This window comes from Hungatella sp. (genome assembly GCF_046966825.1).
Genome location: NZ_JBKVCZ010000128.1, coordinates 1 through 18,251, shown reverse-complemented (window position 1 = coordinate 18,251; position 18,251 = coordinate 1). Strand labels below are relative to the sequence as shown.

Sequence of the window (18,251 nt, the reverse complement as noted above, 5' to 3'; positions counted from 1 at the left end):
CATACAGTCCGCCGAAGATGATTCCGCCCAGAAGTGACAGCGGGATCCAGATCACACCAGGCAGATTGACCGGCATCAGGGCGATCAGGCTGGTACCAAGGGCGCCCATGTAAAGCTGCCCTTCAATTCCTAAGTTGATCAGATTCGCTTTCTTTGCAACCGTGTAAGCAAGTCCTGCAAAGATTAAGGGAGTCGCCTGCACCAGCGTCTGGCAGATGGCCTTCCTGCCAATAAACGCCCCCTTTAAAATGGACCCGTACGCCTCAAACGGATTGTATCCACAGACCAGCATGGCGATTCCGCCCAGAACCAGGGCCAGAACCAGAGCCACCGCAGACATATTTTTATTCAGAAATTCTTTTTTATCGAATTGCAATCCTGCTGCCTTCACGCTCTCTGTCCCCCCTTCCCCACTGCGCCTGTCATCAGAAGTCCCAGCTGCATATCGTCAAAATCCGCCGGTTCCCCTTCCGCCACGATCTCGCCGTCGTACATGACCATCAGCCTGTCACTTAAATTCTTCACCTCATCTAAGTCGGCGGAAATCAAAAGGATGGCCTTCCCCTCGTCTCTCAGCTTCAGCAGCCGGTCGTGTATGTATTCAATCGCACCGATATCCACGCCGCGGGTCGGCTGTGCGACGATAATAATATCCGGATTTTCACTGAACACCCTTGCGATAATCACCTTCTGCTGATTTCCTCCGGAAAGGGCACTGCATTTCACCACGGAATTGGGCGATTTGATCAGGAACTCCTTTAAAAGCCCCTCGGAAAAGCTTCTGATCTTCTTTCTGTCCAGAATTCCCCTGTTCTGAAACTGGTCCTGATATCCAAGTATCAGGTTGTCCAGAATCGATAGCTCCAGGATCAGCCCCCTGGTCATGCGGTCCTCCGGGATATGGCCGATCTTTTTCCGGATAAAATCTTTCGGCTTGCCTGAAATCTTCTCCCCGTCCTTTTCCATGTCCAGAACGTCAGGATTACGAATCCCTGTCAGACATTCGATCAGCTCCGTCTGCCCGTTTCCTTCGATTCCCGCAATACCCAGAATCTCTCCCCTTTTCAGTTAAAAGCCCACATGATTTAGTAAGGTTCTTCCCTTTTCCTTCAGCGTAATATCCCGCACCGCGAGCCTGGTATCCCCAACGCACTCGCTCTTCCTCCGAATTCCCAGCTCCACCTCTCGGCCAACCATCATCTGGGCCAGACTGTCAGGAGTCGCTCCTATGGTGGAGACACCCGACTCGATCATCCTGCCATCTCTCAGCACGCTGATGCTGTCAGCAATCTCCAACGTTTCCTTCAGCTTATGGGTGATAATAATAATGCTGGTTCCCGCCGCTTTTAACCTTCTTAAAATATGAAACAGCTCCTCGACCTCCTGCGGAGTCAGAACCGCAGTGGGCTCATCCAGGATGAGAATCTTCGCGTTCCTGTAGATGGCCTTTAATATCTCCACCTTCTGCTGTTCCCCCACAGAAAGCTCCTTCACGATCTGAGATGCGGATATGTGGAAACCATACCGCTCGATCATCTCCTGAACTTCCTTTTCGGCCGCCGCCTTATCAAACAGAATTCCATTTACCGGCTCCTGTCCGACTACGATATTCTCCGTGACGCTCAAGACCGGAGTCAGCATAAAATGCTGGTGCACCATGCCGATTCCAAGATCAATCGCCTGCTTCGGCGTCCTTAAGTTTACCTTTTTCCCCTCCACCAGGATTTCTCCCTCATCCGCTTTGCAGATTCCGTAAAGGATCTTCATCAACGTCGATTTCCCGGCCCCGTTCTCTCCGAGAAGAGAGAGGATTTCTCCCTTTTTCAGGGAAAAATCCACATGATTGAGCGCTAAAACCAGAGGATACTGTTTCGTAATATTTTTCATTTCAACTACAACCATCAGCCGTCTCCTCCAATCGATTCCGACTACTTCGTATACTGGTTTTCAGCCACCCAGGCGTTAAGCTCATCTGCCGTCTTACATGGCACCAGCTCTCCAGCCACCATTTTTTCCCTGATATCCTTCAGTGCCGTCTGAATCTCCTCGGGAATGGCTACATTGGAGCCTTCCGTGTCACAGCCTACGACGCCCTCCCTGATGCCGCTCATATGGAGGCCCGGCTCCCAGGTTCCGTCGATCACCTTTTTCACTTCATTATAGACCATGTTTTCAACGCTTCTGACCGAAGAGGCCACGATATAATCCGGGTCCTCCGCATTCTGATTCGATCCGACGCCGAACGCGTAGCGTCCCGCTTCCTTTGCAGCGCCAAACACGCCCAGACCGGATGCTCCGGCGATACACTGGATAAAGTCAGCACCCTTGTTATACATGGAAAGGCCGATCTCTTTGCCTTTTCCAGGATCGTTAAACGCTCCCACAACGCCTTCCAGCACTTCCACATCCGGATTCACATACTTTGCTCCCGCTGTGAACCCAACGATGCCCTCTCTTAAATTAGGCTGGTCCGCACCGATGATGACTCCAATGACGTTATCTGCATTCGCCTTGTCCATACTGCTCTTCGTCCCCAGGCCCGCGATAACGCCAGCAAGGAAGGTCTGCTCACACCACTCCGTCTGAAGCGTGCTCACACCGGTGATCTCTTCCGTTCCATCGACCAGTGCGATCCTCTGATCCGGGAACTCTTCCGCGATCTCTTTTACCGCCTCCTGCTGGTCGGAACCGACAGCAATCAGCAGATCGTATTCTTCCGTCTCTGAGAACTGCCTTCCCAGAGGAACGAAATCACTGATGGCATTGGGCTCCACATAGTCGAACTCGATCCCTAAGTCCTCCTGCGCCTTCATGATTCCGGCATATGCCATGTCATTGAAGTTCTTATCGCCAAGTCCTCCGGTACCGAAGATCACGCCGATTTTTGCAGTCTCCTTACCGGTGCCTCCCTGTGTCCCGGCTGCTTCCGTGCCTCCCTGTGCTCCGGCGGCCTCCGGGCTCCCCTTCGTGTCTGCCGTCTTTCCGGCACATCCTGTCATGGATACCGCCATTATCACTGCCATAGCTGCTGCTGCGATCCTCTTTTTCATTGCTCTTCTCCTTCTTTTTTCAAGATTTTCATCTGTATTTCATGTATATATTGTACTAATTTCCATTTAAAACATAAATAAAAGCTGTGTACTTTGTCATGAAGTATTTTAACTTCTTTTCAGTCCACAGCTTTTTTATCTATCACTATTCTGACTTTCTGTCACTTTGTTGACATCTCGTCATTTCCGGCGTCACTCCCATATAGTCGTGATACACCTTTGAAAAATAGCTCGGCGCGGCATATCCCACCGCGTACGCAACCTCATAAATCCGCATATCCGTGTAGAGCAGCAGCTCCTTCGCCTGATTCAGCCGGTAAAGCATCAGATAAACGGAGAAATTCTTTCCCGTCTCCGATTTAAACCGGCGGCTTAAATATTCCGGCGACCGGTAAACCGCCTGGGCCACCTCCTTTAAAGAGAGATCCTGGTTCCCGTAGTTGTCGTGGATGTACTGTATCGCCTCCCTGACACTCTGGGAATAGTTTAAATAGTTATCAGAGTAAAGCTCCCCTATGATATAAGTGCAGAATTCCCGGCATTTATCGAGGGTCCATCCTCTGTCGATCTCCGGCTCCTCCTGGCTGTTTTTACAGTATTCCAGGAAAATCTCCTCCAGCCCCATAACGAAACTCATACAGGCCTCCTTGGCCCAGCCCACGTCCTGGCACGGAACATGATCGAAAAAGGAAAACCACTGGTCTATATTTTGATTCAGCGTATCCCTGTCCTCGTGCATGACGCGGTTTAAGAGCTTCCGGCATTCCTTTTTAATTGTATTCCGTTCCAGCCGCTCGCCGTTTTCCGCTATTTTCGCCGGAAAGAATCCCTTTTTATAGAAGAAATCATACTGCAGCATCCGCTCCGCCTCTTCGATTCCTTCCATCACCCGGTCGATTCCGTGCAGGTTCCGGCTGGAGACAATGATCCCAGGCTCCCGTTCATTCCAGTAGCTCACAAAGGCCTGAACGGCTTCCTTTAGCAGTTCCCCGCTTTCCGCCTGCAGGATCAGGTAAATACTCTCATTTCTCAGCACCGGCCGCAGAATATGAAGCTTCTGATCCCTGATAAACCCGTCCAGCTTCTCCTTCTGTCCTTCACTGCTCCGGCTTCTCAACGCCACGACGGCGAAGTCCAGCTCCTCCATAAAATGGTGTTTCTGCCAGAACGACCGGATAAAGGCACCGTCGTCCAGGCGGTGGCAGCAGGTGAAGATATCGAGATAGCCGTTTGAGTAGCAGTCCTCCTCCTTCGCTTCCAGAAGGGCCGCCCGCTCGCTCTCGATCTCTAAGAGCGCTTCCAGAATGTCCTGTCCGCGAAGCTCTGACTTTAAAAAATACTTCTTGGCTCCATAGGTAATGGCCTCCCTGGCATAAGAAAATTCCGCATAGTTTGTAAGAATGATAAACGAGACGTACGGCATCTTTTCCAGAAGCTTCTTCATCAGCATCAGGCCATCCATCCCCGGCATTTTGATATCGGTGATCACTGTATCCACATGGTGTTCCAGCGCCAGTTCCAGGGCATCGTTTCCGTTTTCCGCCACTCCCACTATCTCAAAATCCGGATGATTGCCGCGTTCAATGCTGAATTGTATCCATTCTCTGATGGGTGTTTCATCGTCCGCTATCAGTATTTTCATCTAAATTCTTTCCTCTCATATTTACCGGCATACTTAAGATCACCTCGGTTCCCACACCTTCCTCGCTTAAGATCCGGATCCCGTATTCTTCGCCGAAATTCAGCTTTAATCTCTCGTTCACATTGCGCAGGCCAACCTTGTTCATATTCATGCCCTTATCCAGGACAGTGCTTAATTTATCCTCATCCATGCCGATTCCGTCGTCCTTTACACTGATACAGAGCGTCCTGGGGCGTGTTTGAAAATTGCTTTCTGTCAGATGTACGTCAGGATCGAGATAGCTCCTGATTACGATATGGCAGACCTGCTTCTTCTGTAGGCTGTAAAAGATTGCATTTTCCACAATAGGCTGCAGTATAAAATCCGGAACAATACAGGAAAGCGTATTTTCCGGCATGTCAAACTCCACCTCGAAACGGTCCCGGTATCTTGCCTTCTGGAGGTCAATATAATAGAGGAGAGTCTCCCGCTCCTCTCTCAGGCTGATCATTTTTTCGGAACTGGAGAGCGTCTTTCTCAGTATTTTGGAAAAATCGATCAGCATCTTCTCGGCGGCCTCATTTTTTCCCATCTCCACATAAAACCGGATGGAGCTGAGCGTATTGTAGATAAAATGCGGGTTGATCTGCGTCTGTAAAAAATCCAGCTGCAGCAGATGTTTTTTCCGTTCCATCACACCGATCTCATCGACCTGGCTCTCCAGCTTCCCGACCATGTAATTGAAGGAATCAGCGATCTCGGAAAGCTCTCCTTTTCCCTTTTCCGCCTCCTCGATCCTGGCCTGAAGTTCTCCGCGGGCCACCATGTCCATCTTATTCTTTATGGCGTCGATCGGCTTTAATATCACACGGAGGGAGACGGCTGTCACCGGCAGAAAACAGACGGCGAACACTGCCAGCAGCAGAAAGGAGAAAAACGTCATCCGGTCGATCGGCGCAAAGAGATGGTGGATATCCGCATTCTCCAGCAGGAACCACTCCGTTCCTGAGATATTCTCATAGAAATAGACATTATCCGGAAATGCTTTCGATATCCCATAACCGGAGCCAAGGGCCTCCCGGTTCTCGATGACGATATCATTTTTCTGGTAGGGCAGCCCGATATGGTTCTTATTCTTGCCGGACAGCACGATGCCTTCCGCGTCCACAATGCAGTAATCCCTGTCTTTTTCAATCATGTCCGAATAGGAATCGTACAGAACCACCTCGCTGAACTGCATCAGGGCATAACCGCGTACACTGCCGCTTAAGAGGTCCTTAATTGGCTGGGTCAGGTAAAAGCTGTGGCGGTAAAGTCCCTGCTCCTGCCCGCTCTGCAGCGGCCCGCCCAGATATCGATTGTCCTTCGGATTTTTCTGCTCCAGAAGCGCCGCCTGCTTAAGCGCCTCCCTGGCCTCCTCCTCCGGCAGCTCCGGAGAGTCACTGGCATAACGCAGCTCATCCAGATCGTAAATATAGATCCGGAACTTATTGCCTTTCTTGTAATTCCCGTAGATCTCATCGCGGATATACGCGTCGATCTCTTCCGTGTCCCCCTCACCGCCTACGATCCAGTCGATCACGCGGGTGTTTTCCGTAATCTTTTCCAGACTTTCCTTAAGACTCCGGATGGTCTCGGCCGGCTGCCGGATCGTCTGGTTTAAGATCGAACGGTGCAGGCTGATGATCTCATCCCCCACCACGCTCTTGGAGAACCTGGTCATCATGAACACCAGAACGCCCACCAGTATGATGATCAGCAGAAGCATCTTCAGGAAATAACGCTTCATATAGCTGAGTCTTCTTCCGGAACCTTTCGGCGCCGCATGCTTCATCTCCCGGATGCTGTCACTGATCCGGCTTCGTATCTCGTTCCATCCCCTCATATGGTTCTCCGGCAGCCGTGCAGGGCTGCATACTCTTCTATTTTAATATGGTTATACTTTACCACAGAGAATATGGATTTTCAATGACGTCTGAGCAAAGATTGCCGCCCGCCAGACCCCTGCTCCGCCGCATTTCGCCAAAAAAAGAACAGCCCGCCAATAATCCGGCGGTACTGTTCCCATTTACATATCTTAGAATAACGGAACTACTGCACCCTGATACGTGTCTTCAATATACTTCTTTACGGTATCGCTTGTCAGCGCATCAATCAGAGCCAGAGTCGCGTCGGATTTCTCCTCGCCTGCGCGAACCGCTACGACGTTGCCGTATGTGGTGGCTGCGATCGACTGGGAATCCTCGGTAACCAGAGCATCCGTCACCTTTAAGCCTGCCTCGATGGCGTAGTTGCCGTTGATAACGGCGATGTCCACATCACCCAGGGAGCGCGGAAGCTGTGCGGCCTCGATTTCCATGATCTTTAAGTTCTTGTCATTCTTTACAATGTCATTCTTTGTTGCTTCCAGACCAACGCCTTCCTTTAACTCGATCAGGCCGTTGTCAGACAGGAGAAGAAGTGCTCTCGCCTCATTGGATACATCGTTCGGTACCGCTACCTGCGCTCCGTCCGCTAAATCTGCCAGGGAAGCGGTCTTTCCTGCATAGATTCCGAACGGTTCGTAGTGGATTGCACCTGCGGATACGAGATCCGGCCGTTTTCTGGTTGAACTGCTCTAAGTATGGGAAGTGCTGGAAGTAGTTGGCATCCAGATCACCGGATTCCAGCGCCAAATTCGGCTGTACGTAATCGGTGTACTCCTTGATTACCAGATCGTAACCCTTTTCCTTTAAAATGTCCTTGGCTGCCTTTAAGATCTCTGCGTGAGGTGCCGGGGATGCTCCCACCACCAGCTTCTTTAATTCTCCGGCTGCTGCCGTTGTCTCATCGGCCGGTGCAGCGCTTTCGGTCTCCTTGGACTCTGTAACAGCCGCTGTTGTCGTCTCGGCATTCGTCTCCTTGCTGTTTCCGCCGCAGGCGGTCAGTGCTCCCGCTGCAAGCAGCGCGGCAGCCAGTACGTAAAGTGATTTTTTCATAATTGTTTCCTCCTTTTTGTTGTGCAGTTTCCTGCGCCTCTTGATTGTTACGGTGACTCGTGCGCATAGCGTGCGAGTGATCGTTTTTATGGTAACGCCTTACGGCCATTACTTCTTTATGATCTATGATCTAGCGGATTCGCTTATCGCTGACGCGGGACAGCTTCATGCCCGCCTCCTGTATGATCTGGACAATGATAACGAGAATCGCCACGGTTACGAACATCATCTCTGTCTGATAGCGGTAATAGCCGTATTTGATGGCAATATCGCCCAGACCGCCGCCTCCGACAAAGCCGGACATGGCCGAATAGGACAGGATGGTGGTCACCGACAGCGCGGCTCCCACAAGCAGGGAAGGCTTCGCTTCCGGAAGGAGCACCTTCCATACTATCTGCACGGTGGAGGCTCCCATGGACTTGGCTGCCTCGATGACTCCCGCATCCACTTCCTTGAAGGACGACTCCACGACTCTCGCCACATAGGGCGCGGCCGCGATTACCAGCGGCGGGATCACCGCCTTGGCGCCCAGCGTCGTTCCGACGATCTTTTACGTAAGCGGAATCACCATGATCAGAAGGATGATAAACGGCACCGAACGAAGCAGGTTGATGGCCAGGCCGAGAATCTTCTGAAGCCATGGAATCGGCCGGAGTCCGTCCTTATCCGTCACAATCAGGATAATTCCCAGCGGAATCCCGATTAGATAGGCAAAGAAGGAAGAAGTAAAGGTCATGAACAGTGTCTCCCAAATTCCTGTTTTTAGCATATCGAATGTAGCGGCATCAAATGTCATAATCCGTCACCTCCTCAAATGGTACTTTGGCTGTTTTTAAGTAATTGGCCACCCGGTTAGCATCGACCTCATCCTCGGGAAGCTGGATCACCATCTGTCCCATGGCCGTTCCGTTTATGTCGCGCGTCTCCGCGTGGATAATATTCACCGGCACCTTGCAGGCCAGGATCATATTGGATAACACCGGTTCAAAGGAGGAACGTCCGTCGAAGGAGATTCTCACCCGCCTGGACTTTCCAAATCTCGCCGCCTGTTCGGCCGCGTCTCCTAAGATCAGCTGCCGCCCGATCTTCGATTTCGGTTCGGAGAATATCTCCGATACGCTTCCCACTTCTGCGATGTGGCTCTGGTCAATGATGGCCACGCGGTCGCAGATCGCTTCGATGACGGTCATCTCATGGGTGATCACGACTACCGTAACGCCCATGGTTTTGTTAATCTCTTTTAACAGGGCCAGGATCGACTTCGTGGTGTTGGGGTCCAGCGCGCTGGTAGCCTCATCACATAAGAGGATCTTCGGATTAGTAGCCAGTGCCCTGGCGATCGCCACCCTCTGCTTCTGTCCCCCCGAAAGCTGAGACGGATACGCGTCCTTGCGGTCCGCAAGCCCTACAAGCCCTAACAGCTCCATGGCCCGCTCTCTCGCTTCTTTCTTCGGTGCGCCTGCGATCTCCAGCGGAAAGCAGACATTCTGAATGACATTTCTCTGTGCCAGCAGGTTAAACTGCTGGAAGATCATGCCCATGGACTGTCTCGCCTTTCTCTGATCCCGTCTGGACATGGACGCCAGGCTCCTGTTCTCAAACAGGACCTCTCCGGAAGTCGGCACCTCCAGATAATTGATGCATCGTACCAGCGTACTCTTTCCCGCACCGGAAAGACCGATAATTCCAAAAACTTCTCCCTGGCAGATCGTTAGGTTGATGTCGTCCAGCGCCTTGATCGGGCCGCCCGACGTCCTAAACTCCTTGCCCAGCCCCACCAGCTGAATAATTGGTTCTGATGACTGCATGTCTTTCGTTTCCTTTCTTTTCCATACTGTTTAACGGGTATGCCCGAATCCGGCAGGCCGGCTCGCACAAGCACGGCTGCTTCAGCGGCCAGGCTTCCTCAGCGCGGAGTGCGCATACCCGATAAAGGAGCAACTTCCCTATTACACAAAAAGGCCGCAAGCCCTGCACAGACTTGCGACCACAGCGATTCAAGATTCAATCTCCCTGTTTGCCATAAACTTCAATCACAATCCATACAAATGAATATCATTTTCGATTTTTTACGCACATTGACATACGGCACATCATCATGCCGTTCATCATGTACATATTCATCTGCATGGCTTTAAACTGGTTCATAGCGGTTTCTCCCTTCGCCTATTCCTATAGTTCGACTAGGATTTTAACTTATGAGGCGTATTTTACGCTACATCATACCATTTGTCAAGTATTAATTCGTCTGACAGACGGATTTTAGGAACAGAGATCGATAATTACCTGTGCAAACATCTTTGCGCTGACGATGAGTTCCTCGATGACTGCGAACTCATCGGCTCCGTGCATGCGGTTATCCGTCTCCGGCATGGCGGCGCCAAAAGCGACTCCGTTCTTCAGCTCGTGAACGTAGGTACCGCCTCCGATGGCGATACACTCGCCCTTACGGCCTGTATACTCCTCGTAGGTGCGAAGAAGCGTGCTGATAAATTCGGAATCTCCATCCACGTGATGAGGCGGCCTCATGGAGTCATTCAGAAGGGTAAAGCCTTTTTCCGCCATCTTTGCCTTTGCTACATCCAGCACATTCTCTTTTGTGGCGCAGATCGGGCATCGGCTGTCGAACGTACCATCCAGCTCGCTGTCAGAGATGGTAAGCAGGCTGAAAGCCAGCGTTAAATCTCCTGAGATCTCATCGCTCATGGCGATTCCCAGAGCATTACCGGAGGTGTCGCCGTGAGGAATCAGTTCCAGAAGGCGTCCAATGGTACTGATCTGCTCGCAGGCCGCAAACGGCAGTCTCTGAATCAGGACAAGAAGACCTGTCAGCGCGTTGTTGCCCTCTTCCGGTTTGGACGCATGAGCGCCTTCACCGATGGCTGTGATCGTCGCAAAATCTTCCTCCACTTCGAATTCAAAACGGATTCCTGTTTCTCCGGTCACTGCCTCAGCGGCCTTTTCCATTACATCCACATCGATTCCCTGAACCACAGCACGGGCTTTTCCCGGCACTACATTGACCTTGATGCCGGCTTCCACGGAAACCAGCTTCGGCAGTGCCTCAGACGGAGCGAAGGAAGCGGTGAAATGACCGTTTAATGAGCCTTTTTCCGTGTTGACCACCGGGTAGGAGCCGTCCGGTGAAAAGGTCATCGGAGCCTCTTTTTCAATCGCATAGTAATGCGCAATGTCAGAGCTTCCGCACTCCTCGTCGGTTCCCAGAATCAGGCGTGCATTCTTCTTAAGAGGAACTCCCAGCTCTTTCACGGCTCTCATGGCGTATAGCGCTGCGACTGCCGGTCCCTTGTCATCCGCGGTGCCGCGTCCAAAGAGCTTATCGCCCTTTACCACCGGCTCAAACGGTTCAGTTTCCTTCCAGCCTTCTCCTGCCGGAACGACATCGAGATGGGCCAGAATATCCAGCTGGCTCTCTTTATCATTCAGGTCTGCGGTTCCCACGTAATTATCGTAATTGGTGATGGAGAAGCCATAGGCCTCAGCCATGGAAAGTGCCTCAGCCAGTGCGGTAAATGCTCCCTGACCGTATGGCATGCCTTCTTTATACGGCATTTTCTCACTGTTAATGCGGCACAGAGTACAGATGTCATCAAGCATCTCCTGTCTGTGTGCCTCGATAAACTCTTCAATCTCTTTTCTGTACATGTCTTATCCTTTCCTGCGGCGGTAAAGCCGCGTGTTATTTCATCATGGAAGCCAGAATCTCATTAACAGCCTTGCCGTCCGCCTTGCCTTTTACCTTCGGCATCAGGACTTTCATAATCTTTCCCTTGTCTGACGGCGCCGGCTTTTCGATCTCCAGCTCAGCCAATACGGCTGTCACTACCTCACGGATCTGCTCCTCGCTCATATCCTCGGGCGCAAATTCCTTATAAACTGACAGGCGGTAAGCCGCCTCCTCGCGGATGTCATCCCGGTCCGCAGGCGCTGTATCAAAGGTCTCCTGGGACTGCTTGATCTCTTTCTTCACAACCGTATTCGCCTCGTCCTCGGTAATCGGCTCGTGATCCTTTTTATCGATTTCGAAATTCTTCAGTGCAGAAAGAAGCATGGATAATGCATCTTTCCTCTGCTTGTCTTTCGCCTTCATGGCTTCTACCATCGCTGCCCTGACTACATCAATCTTACTCATATCTGCTGCCTCCTTATTGATTTACCCGTTAATTTTTACCGAACTCACTGAGCTTCAGGCCCGGATTGCGGTCCAGAACCATGCCCACGCTCCAGCTGTTGACAAACAGCAGAAGCGGATTATCCTTCAAATCCTTGATGCGCTTCATGTCGGAGGTTCCCTGAATCTTCGCCACGTCAATCTCATCCTTATTCTCTATCCAGCGGATGTATTCATACGGGAGCTTCTCCAGCTTGACTTCCACGTTGTACTCATTTTCCAGACGGTAGGTGAGAACCTCGAACTGCAGTTCGCCGACTACTCCGACGATGATCTCCTCCATGCCCGTATTGAATTCCTGGAAAATCTGGATGGCGCCTTCCTGGGCGATCTGATTCACGCCCTTTATAAATTGCTTCCGCTTCATGGTGTCCATCTGGCGCACTCTGGCAAAATGCTCCGGCGCGAACGTGGGGATTCCCTCATATTCAAACTTCTCATTGGACAGGCACAGCGTGTCTCCGATGGAGAAAATACCCGGATCGAAAACGCCGATAATATCGCCTGCGTACGCTTCCTCCACGATCTTTCTGTCCTGAGCCATCATCTGCTGCGGCTGGGACAGCCGGAGTTTCCTGCCGCCCTGCACGTGGTTTACCTCCATGCCGGCCTCAAACTTCCCGGATACGATTCGCATAAATGCGATTCTGTCGCGGTGGGCCTTATTCATGTTCGCCTGGATCTTAAACACAAAGGCCGAAAATTTCTCTTCAAACGGATCGATCACACCCTTATCCGCCAGTCTCGGCAGCGGCGTTGTCGTCATCTGAAGGAAATGCTGTAAAAATGTCTCCACGCCGAAATTCGTCAGCGCCGATCCGAAAAATACCGGTGACAAGTTCCCTTTCCCGACACGATCCATATCCAGTTCGTCACTGGCTCCATCCAGCAGTTCGATGTCCTCCATCAGCTGGTGGTGGTAATCCTCACCGATCAGCCAGTCCACCTGCGGATCGCCTAAAAGTACCTCAGTGGCATCAACCGTCTTCTGTCCGCCCATGGCGGCCTGGAAGGTGGTAATCGTCTTCTTGTTTCTGTCGTAGACACCCTTGAACTCATGGCCGCAGCCGATCGGCCAGTTGACCGGACAGGTGCGGATTCCAAGCACCGTCTCGATCTCGTCCATCAGTTCAAACGGATCCCTGGCTTCCCGGTCCATCTTGTTGATAAAGGTAAATATGGGGATGTGGCGCATGACACAGACCTTGAACAGCTTGATCGTCTGCGCCTCAACACCCTTGGAACCGTCTATGACCATGACCGCGGAATCCGCCGCCATAAGGGTCCGGTATGTGTCCTCCGAGAAATCCTGATGCCCCGGGGTATCCAGGATATTGATGCAGTAACCGTCGTAATTAAACTGCATTACCGAGGAGGTAACGGAAATACCTCTCTCCTTCTCGATCTCCATCCAGTCTGAGACCGCATGCTTTGCCGCCTTTCTTCCCTTAACAGAGCCAGCCAGATTAATGGCGCCTCCGTAAAGCAGAAACTTTTCCGTCAATGTCGTCTTACCGGCATCGGGGTGGGAAATGATGGCAAAGGTTCTTCTCTTCTTTATTTCTTCAGTTATATTCGACAAAATGTTTCCTCCAATTTTACGTGTCAATCTTTTTTATTGTATTATTATTCCATTACAAAGTCAAGATTCATGTGGTGAAGCGGACATTCCTCTTTAACAGGACGCATCGAAATGCTTCAACCACATTTTCACGAGAGGAATCCAGCTCTGGCACTGTTCCACCACCTGGAAGCCGTTCCCGGCCGTCTCCTCGTCGGCCAGAGAAAGTCCGTGGCCGCCGGTGGGATAGATATGAAGTTCAAAGTTGACATTCTTTCGTTTCATAGCGGCTGCCAGAAGCAGGCTGTTTTCCACTGGAACGTTTTCGTCCGTATACGTATGCCAGATAAATGCCCTCGGCGTCTGTTCCGTCACAAAATTCTCCAGGGAAACCGCGTCTCTCTGTTCCTGGGTCACATCGTCCCCTAGCAGACGCTTAAAGGAGTTCACGTGCGCGTACTCGCCGCCTGTAATGACCGGATAACACAGGATCAGGCCATCCGGGCGAATCTGTGCGGGTGTTCTGCCGATCGCATCATATACCAGCTCATTGTCCCAGAATACGCCGAGACTGCAGGCCAGATGGCCCGCAGCGGAAGAACCGCACACGATGATCTTTGCCGGATCGACCTTCCACTCTGCCGCGTGTTCCCTGATATAGGCAACCGCTTCCCCAAGCTCTCTCACAGAGGTTGGGAAATGGTTCGGGGCAACGCTGTAGTCGAGAATAAAGGCATGGCATCCCATGGCCATAAACTGAAGCGCCAGGGGCTCACTCTCCCGATCCGATCTCTGCCAGTATCCGCCTCCGGCACAGACGATCACAGCCGGCCGCTTTCTGTCCGGCGCCACACTCACTTCTTTTATCAGATATCCGGTGAGCAGCGCTGGTCCTGTCAGCTGCCCCGGAACTATAATTTCTTTTTTCTCTGTATTCATGATGATTTTCCCCTTTGTCATTCCATTTTATTTATCTGCTGATACGGCAAGTATCTCATCCAGCAGCCGGTCGGCGACCTCTTCCTTCGTCATCTTCTCCAGCTCCAGATTCCGCTCTCTCGTGATGATGGTCACGACGTTCGTATCGGTGCCGAAGCCGGCGCCTTCCACCTTCAGATTATTTGCCACAATCATGTCAATATTCTTTTTATCCAGCTTCACCCTGGAATTCTCCAGCATATTCTGGGTTTCCATGGAAAATCCGCAGAGAAACTGGCCTTCCCTCCGGTGCGCGCCCAGCCATTTTAAAATGTCATCGGTCCGCTCCAGCTCGATCGCCATATCTCCTTCCGTCTTCTTCGTCTTTTCCGTGCCCACTGATTTAGGCCGGTAATCCGCCACGGCCGCCGCCTTAATGATAATATCCTGTTCCGCCGCCGCTGCCGTCACCGCCTCGAACATATCTGCGGCGCTTTGGATCTCGATCAGCTTTACGAAACGCGGTTTGGGCGTGTCTGTCTTTCCGGTCACCAGCGTCACATCGGCCCCTCGCAGAGCCGCGGCCTTAGCGACGGCATAGCCCATCTTGCCGGTAGAATGGTTGGTGATATAGCGGACCGGATCAATCGCCTCTCTCGTTGGGCCCGCTGTGACGAGAATCTTCTTTCCCTCCAGATCCTTCTGCGCCCCGATCTCCTGTTCAATGTAGTCGAACAGCTCGACCGGCTCCGGCATCTTTCCCGCTCCCGTATCGCCGCAGGCCAAGTAACCCACCGCCGGTTTTATCACTTTCATCCCATACTTTTCACAAATCTTTATATTATCCTGAACAATCGGGTTTTCATACATATTCGTGTTCATGGCCGGTGCAATGATCTTCCTGCAGCGGCAGGCCAGCACGGTCGTCGTCAGCATATCATCGGCCAGCCCGTGAGCCAGCTTTGCGATGGAGTTGGCGGAAGCCGGGGCAATCATCACCACGTCCGCCTGCTTGGCGAGCGCCACATGCTCCACGCTGAATTCAAAATTCCGGTCAAAGGTATCTACAAGGCATTTATTTCCTGTCAATGTCTCAAACGTGATCGGATTGATAAAATTAGTCGCATTCTCTGTCATCAGTACATGGACATGGCAGCCCTTTTTCACCAGCATGCTTGCCAGTCCGGCCGTCTTGTATGCCGCGATACTTCCCGTAATTCCCAGAACAACATGTTTTCCTTTCAGCATAAACGTCTCCTGCCTCGCTTCTTTTTATTTCTGCCTACATTGTTATTTTGCCTAAAATGTGGTAAACTCGTGAAAAACCTAACTAAGTTCATGAAAAACCTCACTAAGTGCTCATAGTATACCATTCGTACTAAATTCGTGAAAGACCTCATTAAGTACTCAGGTATGACTCGCACTAAGTTCGTGAGAAACCTCACTAAGTGCTCATAGTATACCATTCGTACTAAATTCGTGAAAGACCTCATTAAGTACTCAGGTATGACTCGCACTAAGTTCGTGAAAAACCTCACTAAGTGCTCATAGTATACCATAACCTCTAAATTTTGGAAAGGAGTTCCCTTTATGATTTTAGCAATTGACATGGGAAACAGCAATATTGTAATCGGCGGTATTGATGACAACCGCACCTGGTTTGTGGAGCGTGTCACCACGAACCTGGGGAAGACAGACCTGGAATACGCAGTTAATATCAAAGACATTATGGCAATCCATAACCTGCCGCTTTCCTCGATTGAAGGGGCCGTGGTCTCTTCCGTCGTTCCGCCGCTGACAGACGTGGTGCTCTCTGCAGTTAAGAAAATCACCGGTAAGACGCCCATGCTGGTTGGCTCGGGCATGAAAACGGGACTTAATATCATCATGGATAATCCGAAGACCGTGGGGAGCGACTTAATTGTTGACGCCGTGGCCGCGCTTAAGGATTACCCGTCTCCCATTATTATCATCGACATGGGAACCGCCACCACCATGTCCGTCATTGACAGGGCGGGCAACTATACGGGCGGCATCATTTTCCCGGGGCTCCGGGTTTCTCTGGATTCTTTGAGCAGCCGCGCGGCCCAGCTTCCCTACATCGGTTTAAACAGACCGGCCCGGGTCATCGGCAAGAACACCATCGACTGCATGAAAAACGGTATTCTCTATGGCAATGCCGCCATGATTGACGGCATCATCGACCGCATGGAAGAAGAGCTGGGCCAGGCCGCAAGCCTTGTAGCCACGGGCGGTCTGGCCCCTTCCGTCCTCCCGCTCTGCCGTCATAAAATCAATTACGATGAGGCGCTTTTATTAAAAGGTCTCCTCATTCTTTACGAAAAAAACAAATAAAATCCGCAGCTCACGCGGCGGACCGCAAACATTCACTGGCTCATCTGCGCACCTGATGTATGAGCCAATGCGATAAACAGGCACTTTGCGGACCGCCGCCAGAAAATGGAAATAAAATTTAAATCTGGCATCGTATAAAAGCCTCTGAATAAGTACATCATTCCTTTATGACTAAAAAGAATGATGCGGAGGGAAAGACATGCCTGTATACAAAGTAGAGATCTGCGGCGTTAACACTTCAAAGCTGCCCCTTTTAAACAACGAAGAAAAAGAAGCCTTATTTAAGAGGATCCTGGATGGCGATATGGAAGCCAGAGAGGAATATATTAAGGGTAACTTAAGACTGGTTCTCAGTGTCATACAGCGTTTTTCAGGCAGTAACGAAAATGTGGACGACTTGTTCCAGATTGGCTGCATCGGCCTGATCAAAGCCATTGACAATTTTGACATTACACAGAACGTACGCTTTTCAACGTATGCCGTTCCCATGATACTCGGCGAGGTACGCCGCTATCTTCGGGATAACAATTCGATCCGTGTCAGCCGTTCCTTACGCGACACCGCCTATAAAGCCATCTATGCAAAAGAAAATCTCATGAAGAAAAACTTAAAAGAGCCTACCATCATGGAAATCGCCAATGAAATCGGCGTCAGCAAGGAGGACATCACCTATGCTCTGGATGCCATTCAGAGCCCTGTCAGCCTGTACGAGCCTGTATATTCCGACGGCGGTGATCCACTCTTCGTCATGGACCAGATCAGCGACAAAAAGAATCTGGAGGAAAACTGGGTGGAGGACATCTCCTTAAATGAAGCCATGAAACGCCTTCCCGAACGGGAACGCCACATTATCGACATGCGCTTCTTCGAGGGAAAGACCCAGACTGAGGTAGCCGAGGAGATTCACATCAGCCAGGCCCAGGTCAGCCGTCTGGAAAAAAACGCACTCAAAAGCATGAAGGGATACCTTTCGTAAAAATAGAGAGAAATATATCAGTATACAAAAAGGAAGAAGCAGATAACCCGTTTTCCAGGCTACTGCTTCTTTCTGCTATTTCTTTTTAACAGGCGTCTTCTTCCACAAATCCCCCGCCGCCATCGGAATCTCATAATTCACATACTCCCCGTTCTCCGACAGATTCACGAACTTCATCGCAAGCTTCCCGTCGGCCGCGGACGCCGCCACGCACTCATAGTTCTTCGCGTCGTATCCGCACTTATCGTAATACATGACCTCATCAAAGCGGCCTTCCCGCGTCAGCACGATGGCTGGTTTTTCCGCGCTTAACAGATAGAAGGTTCCATCCACCACGGATATCAGGTTTCCGTTAAAATCTCCCAGCTTTGTTATCTCACTGAAATCAGGCTTCATGCGGTAAATCGGGCGCGGGAACTCCATGGCATTTTTCCAGCCTTCATAATAGAGATAGCCGTTGTCGTAGGACAGCCCCCTGCAAACCGAGTAGTCGATCCCGGCTACCCGGCGGTCGCTGCCATCCGTGCGGATTCCGATCAGGGAATGAGATTTAAAGCTCAGTATATCCGCCTTCGCCGCACCGTAATAGTAGATCCTTCC

At 51.2% G+C, this 18,251-nt stretch carries 14 protein-coding genes and 3 pseudogenes; 2 read left to right on the top strand and 15 right to left on the bottom strand.

Annotation, left to right across the window (positions count from 1 at the left end; genetic code table 11):
* The 14 genes and pseudogenes from ACLTD4_RS26945 to coaBC all read right to left on the bottom strand — a co-directional run.
* Window positions 1–391, bottom strand: a pseudogene (locus ACLTD4_RS26945) (ABC transporter permease); the annotation flags it as partial.
* The gene (locus ACLTD4_RS26940; RefSeq protein WP_412331707.1) at window positions 388–1,068 is read right to left on the bottom strand and encodes an ATP-binding cassette domain-containing protein; all 681 of its coding nucleotides are present in this window, start codon (window positions 1,066–1,068) and stop codon (window positions 388–390) included. The pseudogene ACLTD4_RS26945 and the gene ACLTD4_RS26940, both read right to left, overlap by 4 nt.
* Window positions 1,069–1,902 (bottom strand): ATP-binding cassette domain-containing protein, encoded by an 834-nt coding sequence (locus ACLTD4_RS26935; protein ID WP_412331706.1) that lies wholly within the window; start codon window positions 1,900–1,902, stop codon window positions 1,069–1,071.
* 26 nt (window positions 1,903–1,928) lie between these two features.
* A complete protein-coding gene (locus ACLTD4_RS26930) occupies window positions 1,929–3,050 on the bottom strand; it encodes a BMP family lipoprotein (RefSeq protein WP_117621666.1) in 1,122 nt (373 codons plus the stop codon).
* Window positions 3,051–3,195: 145 nt separating this feature from the next.
* Window positions 3,196–4,692: a response regulator gene (locus ACLTD4_RS26925; RefSeq protein WP_117621665.1), complete on the bottom strand. Its 1,497-nt coding sequence runs from the start codon at window positions 4,690–4,692 to the stop codon at window positions 3,196–3,198.
* A complete protein-coding gene (locus ACLTD4_RS26920; protein ID WP_117621664.1) occupies window positions 4,667–6,556 on the bottom strand; it encodes a sensor histidine kinase in 1,890 nt (629 codons plus the stop codon). The genes ACLTD4_RS26925 and ACLTD4_RS26920 overlap by 26 nt, the downstream gene beginning before the upstream one ends.
* Window positions 6,557–6,748: 192 nt before the next feature.
* Window positions 6,749–7,649, bottom strand: a pseudogene (locus ACLTD4_RS26915) (MetQ/NlpA family ABC transporter substrate-binding protein).
* Between the two features lie 130 nt (window positions 7,650–7,779).
* Window positions 7,780–8,445: pseudogene (locus ACLTD4_RS26910) on the bottom strand (methionine ABC transporter permease).
* Window positions 8,435–9,457 carry a methionine ABC transporter ATP-binding protein gene (locus tag ACLTD4_RS26905; protein ID WP_002603579.1) on the bottom strand — a complete coding sequence of 341 codons (1,023 nt, stop codon included), beginning with the start codon at window positions 9,455–9,457 and terminating at the stop codon, window positions 8,435–8,437. The pseudogene ACLTD4_RS26910 and the gene ACLTD4_RS26905 overlap by 11 nt, the downstream one beginning before the upstream one ends.
* A gap of 454 nt (window positions 9,458–9,911) precedes the next feature.
* Entirely contained in the window at window positions 9,912–11,315 is a 1,404-nt protein-coding gene (locus ACLTD4_RS26900) for a Sapep family Mn(2+)-dependent dipeptidase (protein WP_117621662.1), read from the bottom strand.
* Window positions 11,316–11,349: 34 nt separating this feature from the next.
* Window positions 11,350–11,802 (bottom strand): GatB/YqeY domain-containing protein, encoded by a 453-nt coding sequence (locus tag ACLTD4_RS26895; RefSeq protein WP_002603576.1) that lies wholly within the window; start codon window positions 11,800–11,802, stop codon window positions 11,350–11,352.
* A gap of 28 nt (window positions 11,803–11,830) precedes the next feature.
* Entirely contained in the window at window positions 11,831–13,423 is a 1,593-nt protein-coding gene (locus ACLTD4_RS26890; protein WP_055653100.1) for a peptide chain release factor 3, read from the bottom strand.
* Window positions 13,424–13,516: 93 nt separating this feature from the next.
* Window positions 13,517–14,341 (bottom strand): alpha/beta hydrolase, encoded by an 825-nt coding sequence (locus ACLTD4_RS26885; RefSeq protein WP_117621661.1) that lies wholly within the window; start codon window positions 14,339–14,341, stop codon window positions 13,517–13,519.
* 27 nt (window positions 14,342–14,368) lie between these two features.
* On the bottom strand, window positions 14,369–15,568 hold the full coding sequence (gene coaBC / locus ACLTD4_RS26880) for a bifunctional phosphopantothenoylcysteine decarboxylase/phosphopantothenate--cysteine ligase CoaBC (protein WP_117621660.1): 1,200 nt from the start codon (window positions 15,566–15,568) through the stop codon (window positions 14,369–14,371).
* 342 nt (window positions 15,569–15,910) lie between these two features.
* On the opposite strand from coaBC, the gene ACLTD4_RS26875 reads away from it, so the two are divergent.
* Together ACLTD4_RS26875 and sigG are read left to right on the top strand one after the other, a co-directional pair.
* The gene (locus tag ACLTD4_RS26875) at window positions 15,911–16,675 is read left to right on the top strand and encodes a type III pantothenate kinase (RefSeq protein WP_117621659.1); all 765 of its coding nucleotides are present in this window, start codon (window positions 15,911–15,913) and stop codon (window positions 16,673–16,675) included.
* 199 nt (window positions 16,676–16,874) lie between these two features.
* Window positions 16,875–17,651: an RNA polymerase sporulation sigma factor SigG gene (sigG, locus tag ACLTD4_RS26870; protein ID WP_002603571.1), complete on the top strand. Its 777-nt coding sequence runs from the start codon at window positions 16,875–16,877 to the stop codon at window positions 17,649–17,651.
* Between the two features lie 75 nt (window positions 17,652–17,726).
* Here the strand turns inward: sigG and ACLTD4_RS26865 are convergent.
* On the bottom strand, window positions 17,727–18,251 hold a 525-nt coding region (locus tag ACLTD4_RS26865; RefSeq protein WP_412331705.1), incomplete at its 5' end, for a DUF5050 domain-containing protein.

Coding starts and splice junctions, on each gene's coding strand:
- ACLTD4_RS26920 (WP_117621664.1), bottom strand. CDS start 6,556: ATGAGGGGATGGAACGAGATACGAAGCCGGATCAGTGACAGCATCCGG.
- ACLTD4_RS26905 (WP_002603579.1), bottom strand. CDS start 9,457: ATGCAGTCATCAGAACCAATTATTCAGCTGGTGGGGCTGGGCAAGGAG.
- ACLTD4_RS26875 (WP_117621659.1), top strand. CDS start 15,911: ATGATTTTAGCAATTGACATGGGAAACAGCAATATTGTAATCGGCGGT.
- ACLTD4_RS26925 (WP_117621665.1), bottom strand. CDS start 4,692: ATGAAAATACTGATAGCGGACGATGAAACACCCATCAGAGAATGGATA.
- ACLTD4_RS26885 (WP_117621661.1), bottom strand. CDS start 14,341: ATGAATACAGAGAAAAAAGAAATTATAGTTCCGGGGCAGCTGACAGGA.
- coaBC (WP_117621660.1), bottom strand. CDS start 15,568: ATGCTGAAAGGAAAACATGTTGTTCTGGGAATTACGGGAAGTATCGCG.
- ACLTD4_RS26895 (WP_002603576.1), bottom strand. CDS start 11,802: ATGAGTAAGATTGATGTAGTCAGGGCAGCGATGGTAGAAGCCATGAAG.
- ACLTD4_RS26900 (WP_117621662.1), bottom strand. CDS start 11,315: ATGTACAGAAAAGAGATTGAAGAGTTTATCGAGGCACACAGACAGGAG.
- ACLTD4_RS26935 (WP_412331706.1), bottom strand. CDS start 1,902: ATGGTTGTAGTTGAAATGAAAAATATTACGAAACAGTATCCTCTGGTT.
- ACLTD4_RS26930 (WP_117621666.1), bottom strand. CDS start 3,050: ATGAAAAAGAGGATCGCAGCAGCAGCTATGGCAGTGATAATGGCGGTA.
- sigG (WP_002603571.1), top strand. CDS start 16,875: ATGCCTGTATACAAAGTAGAGATCTGCGGCGTTAACACTTCAAAGCTG.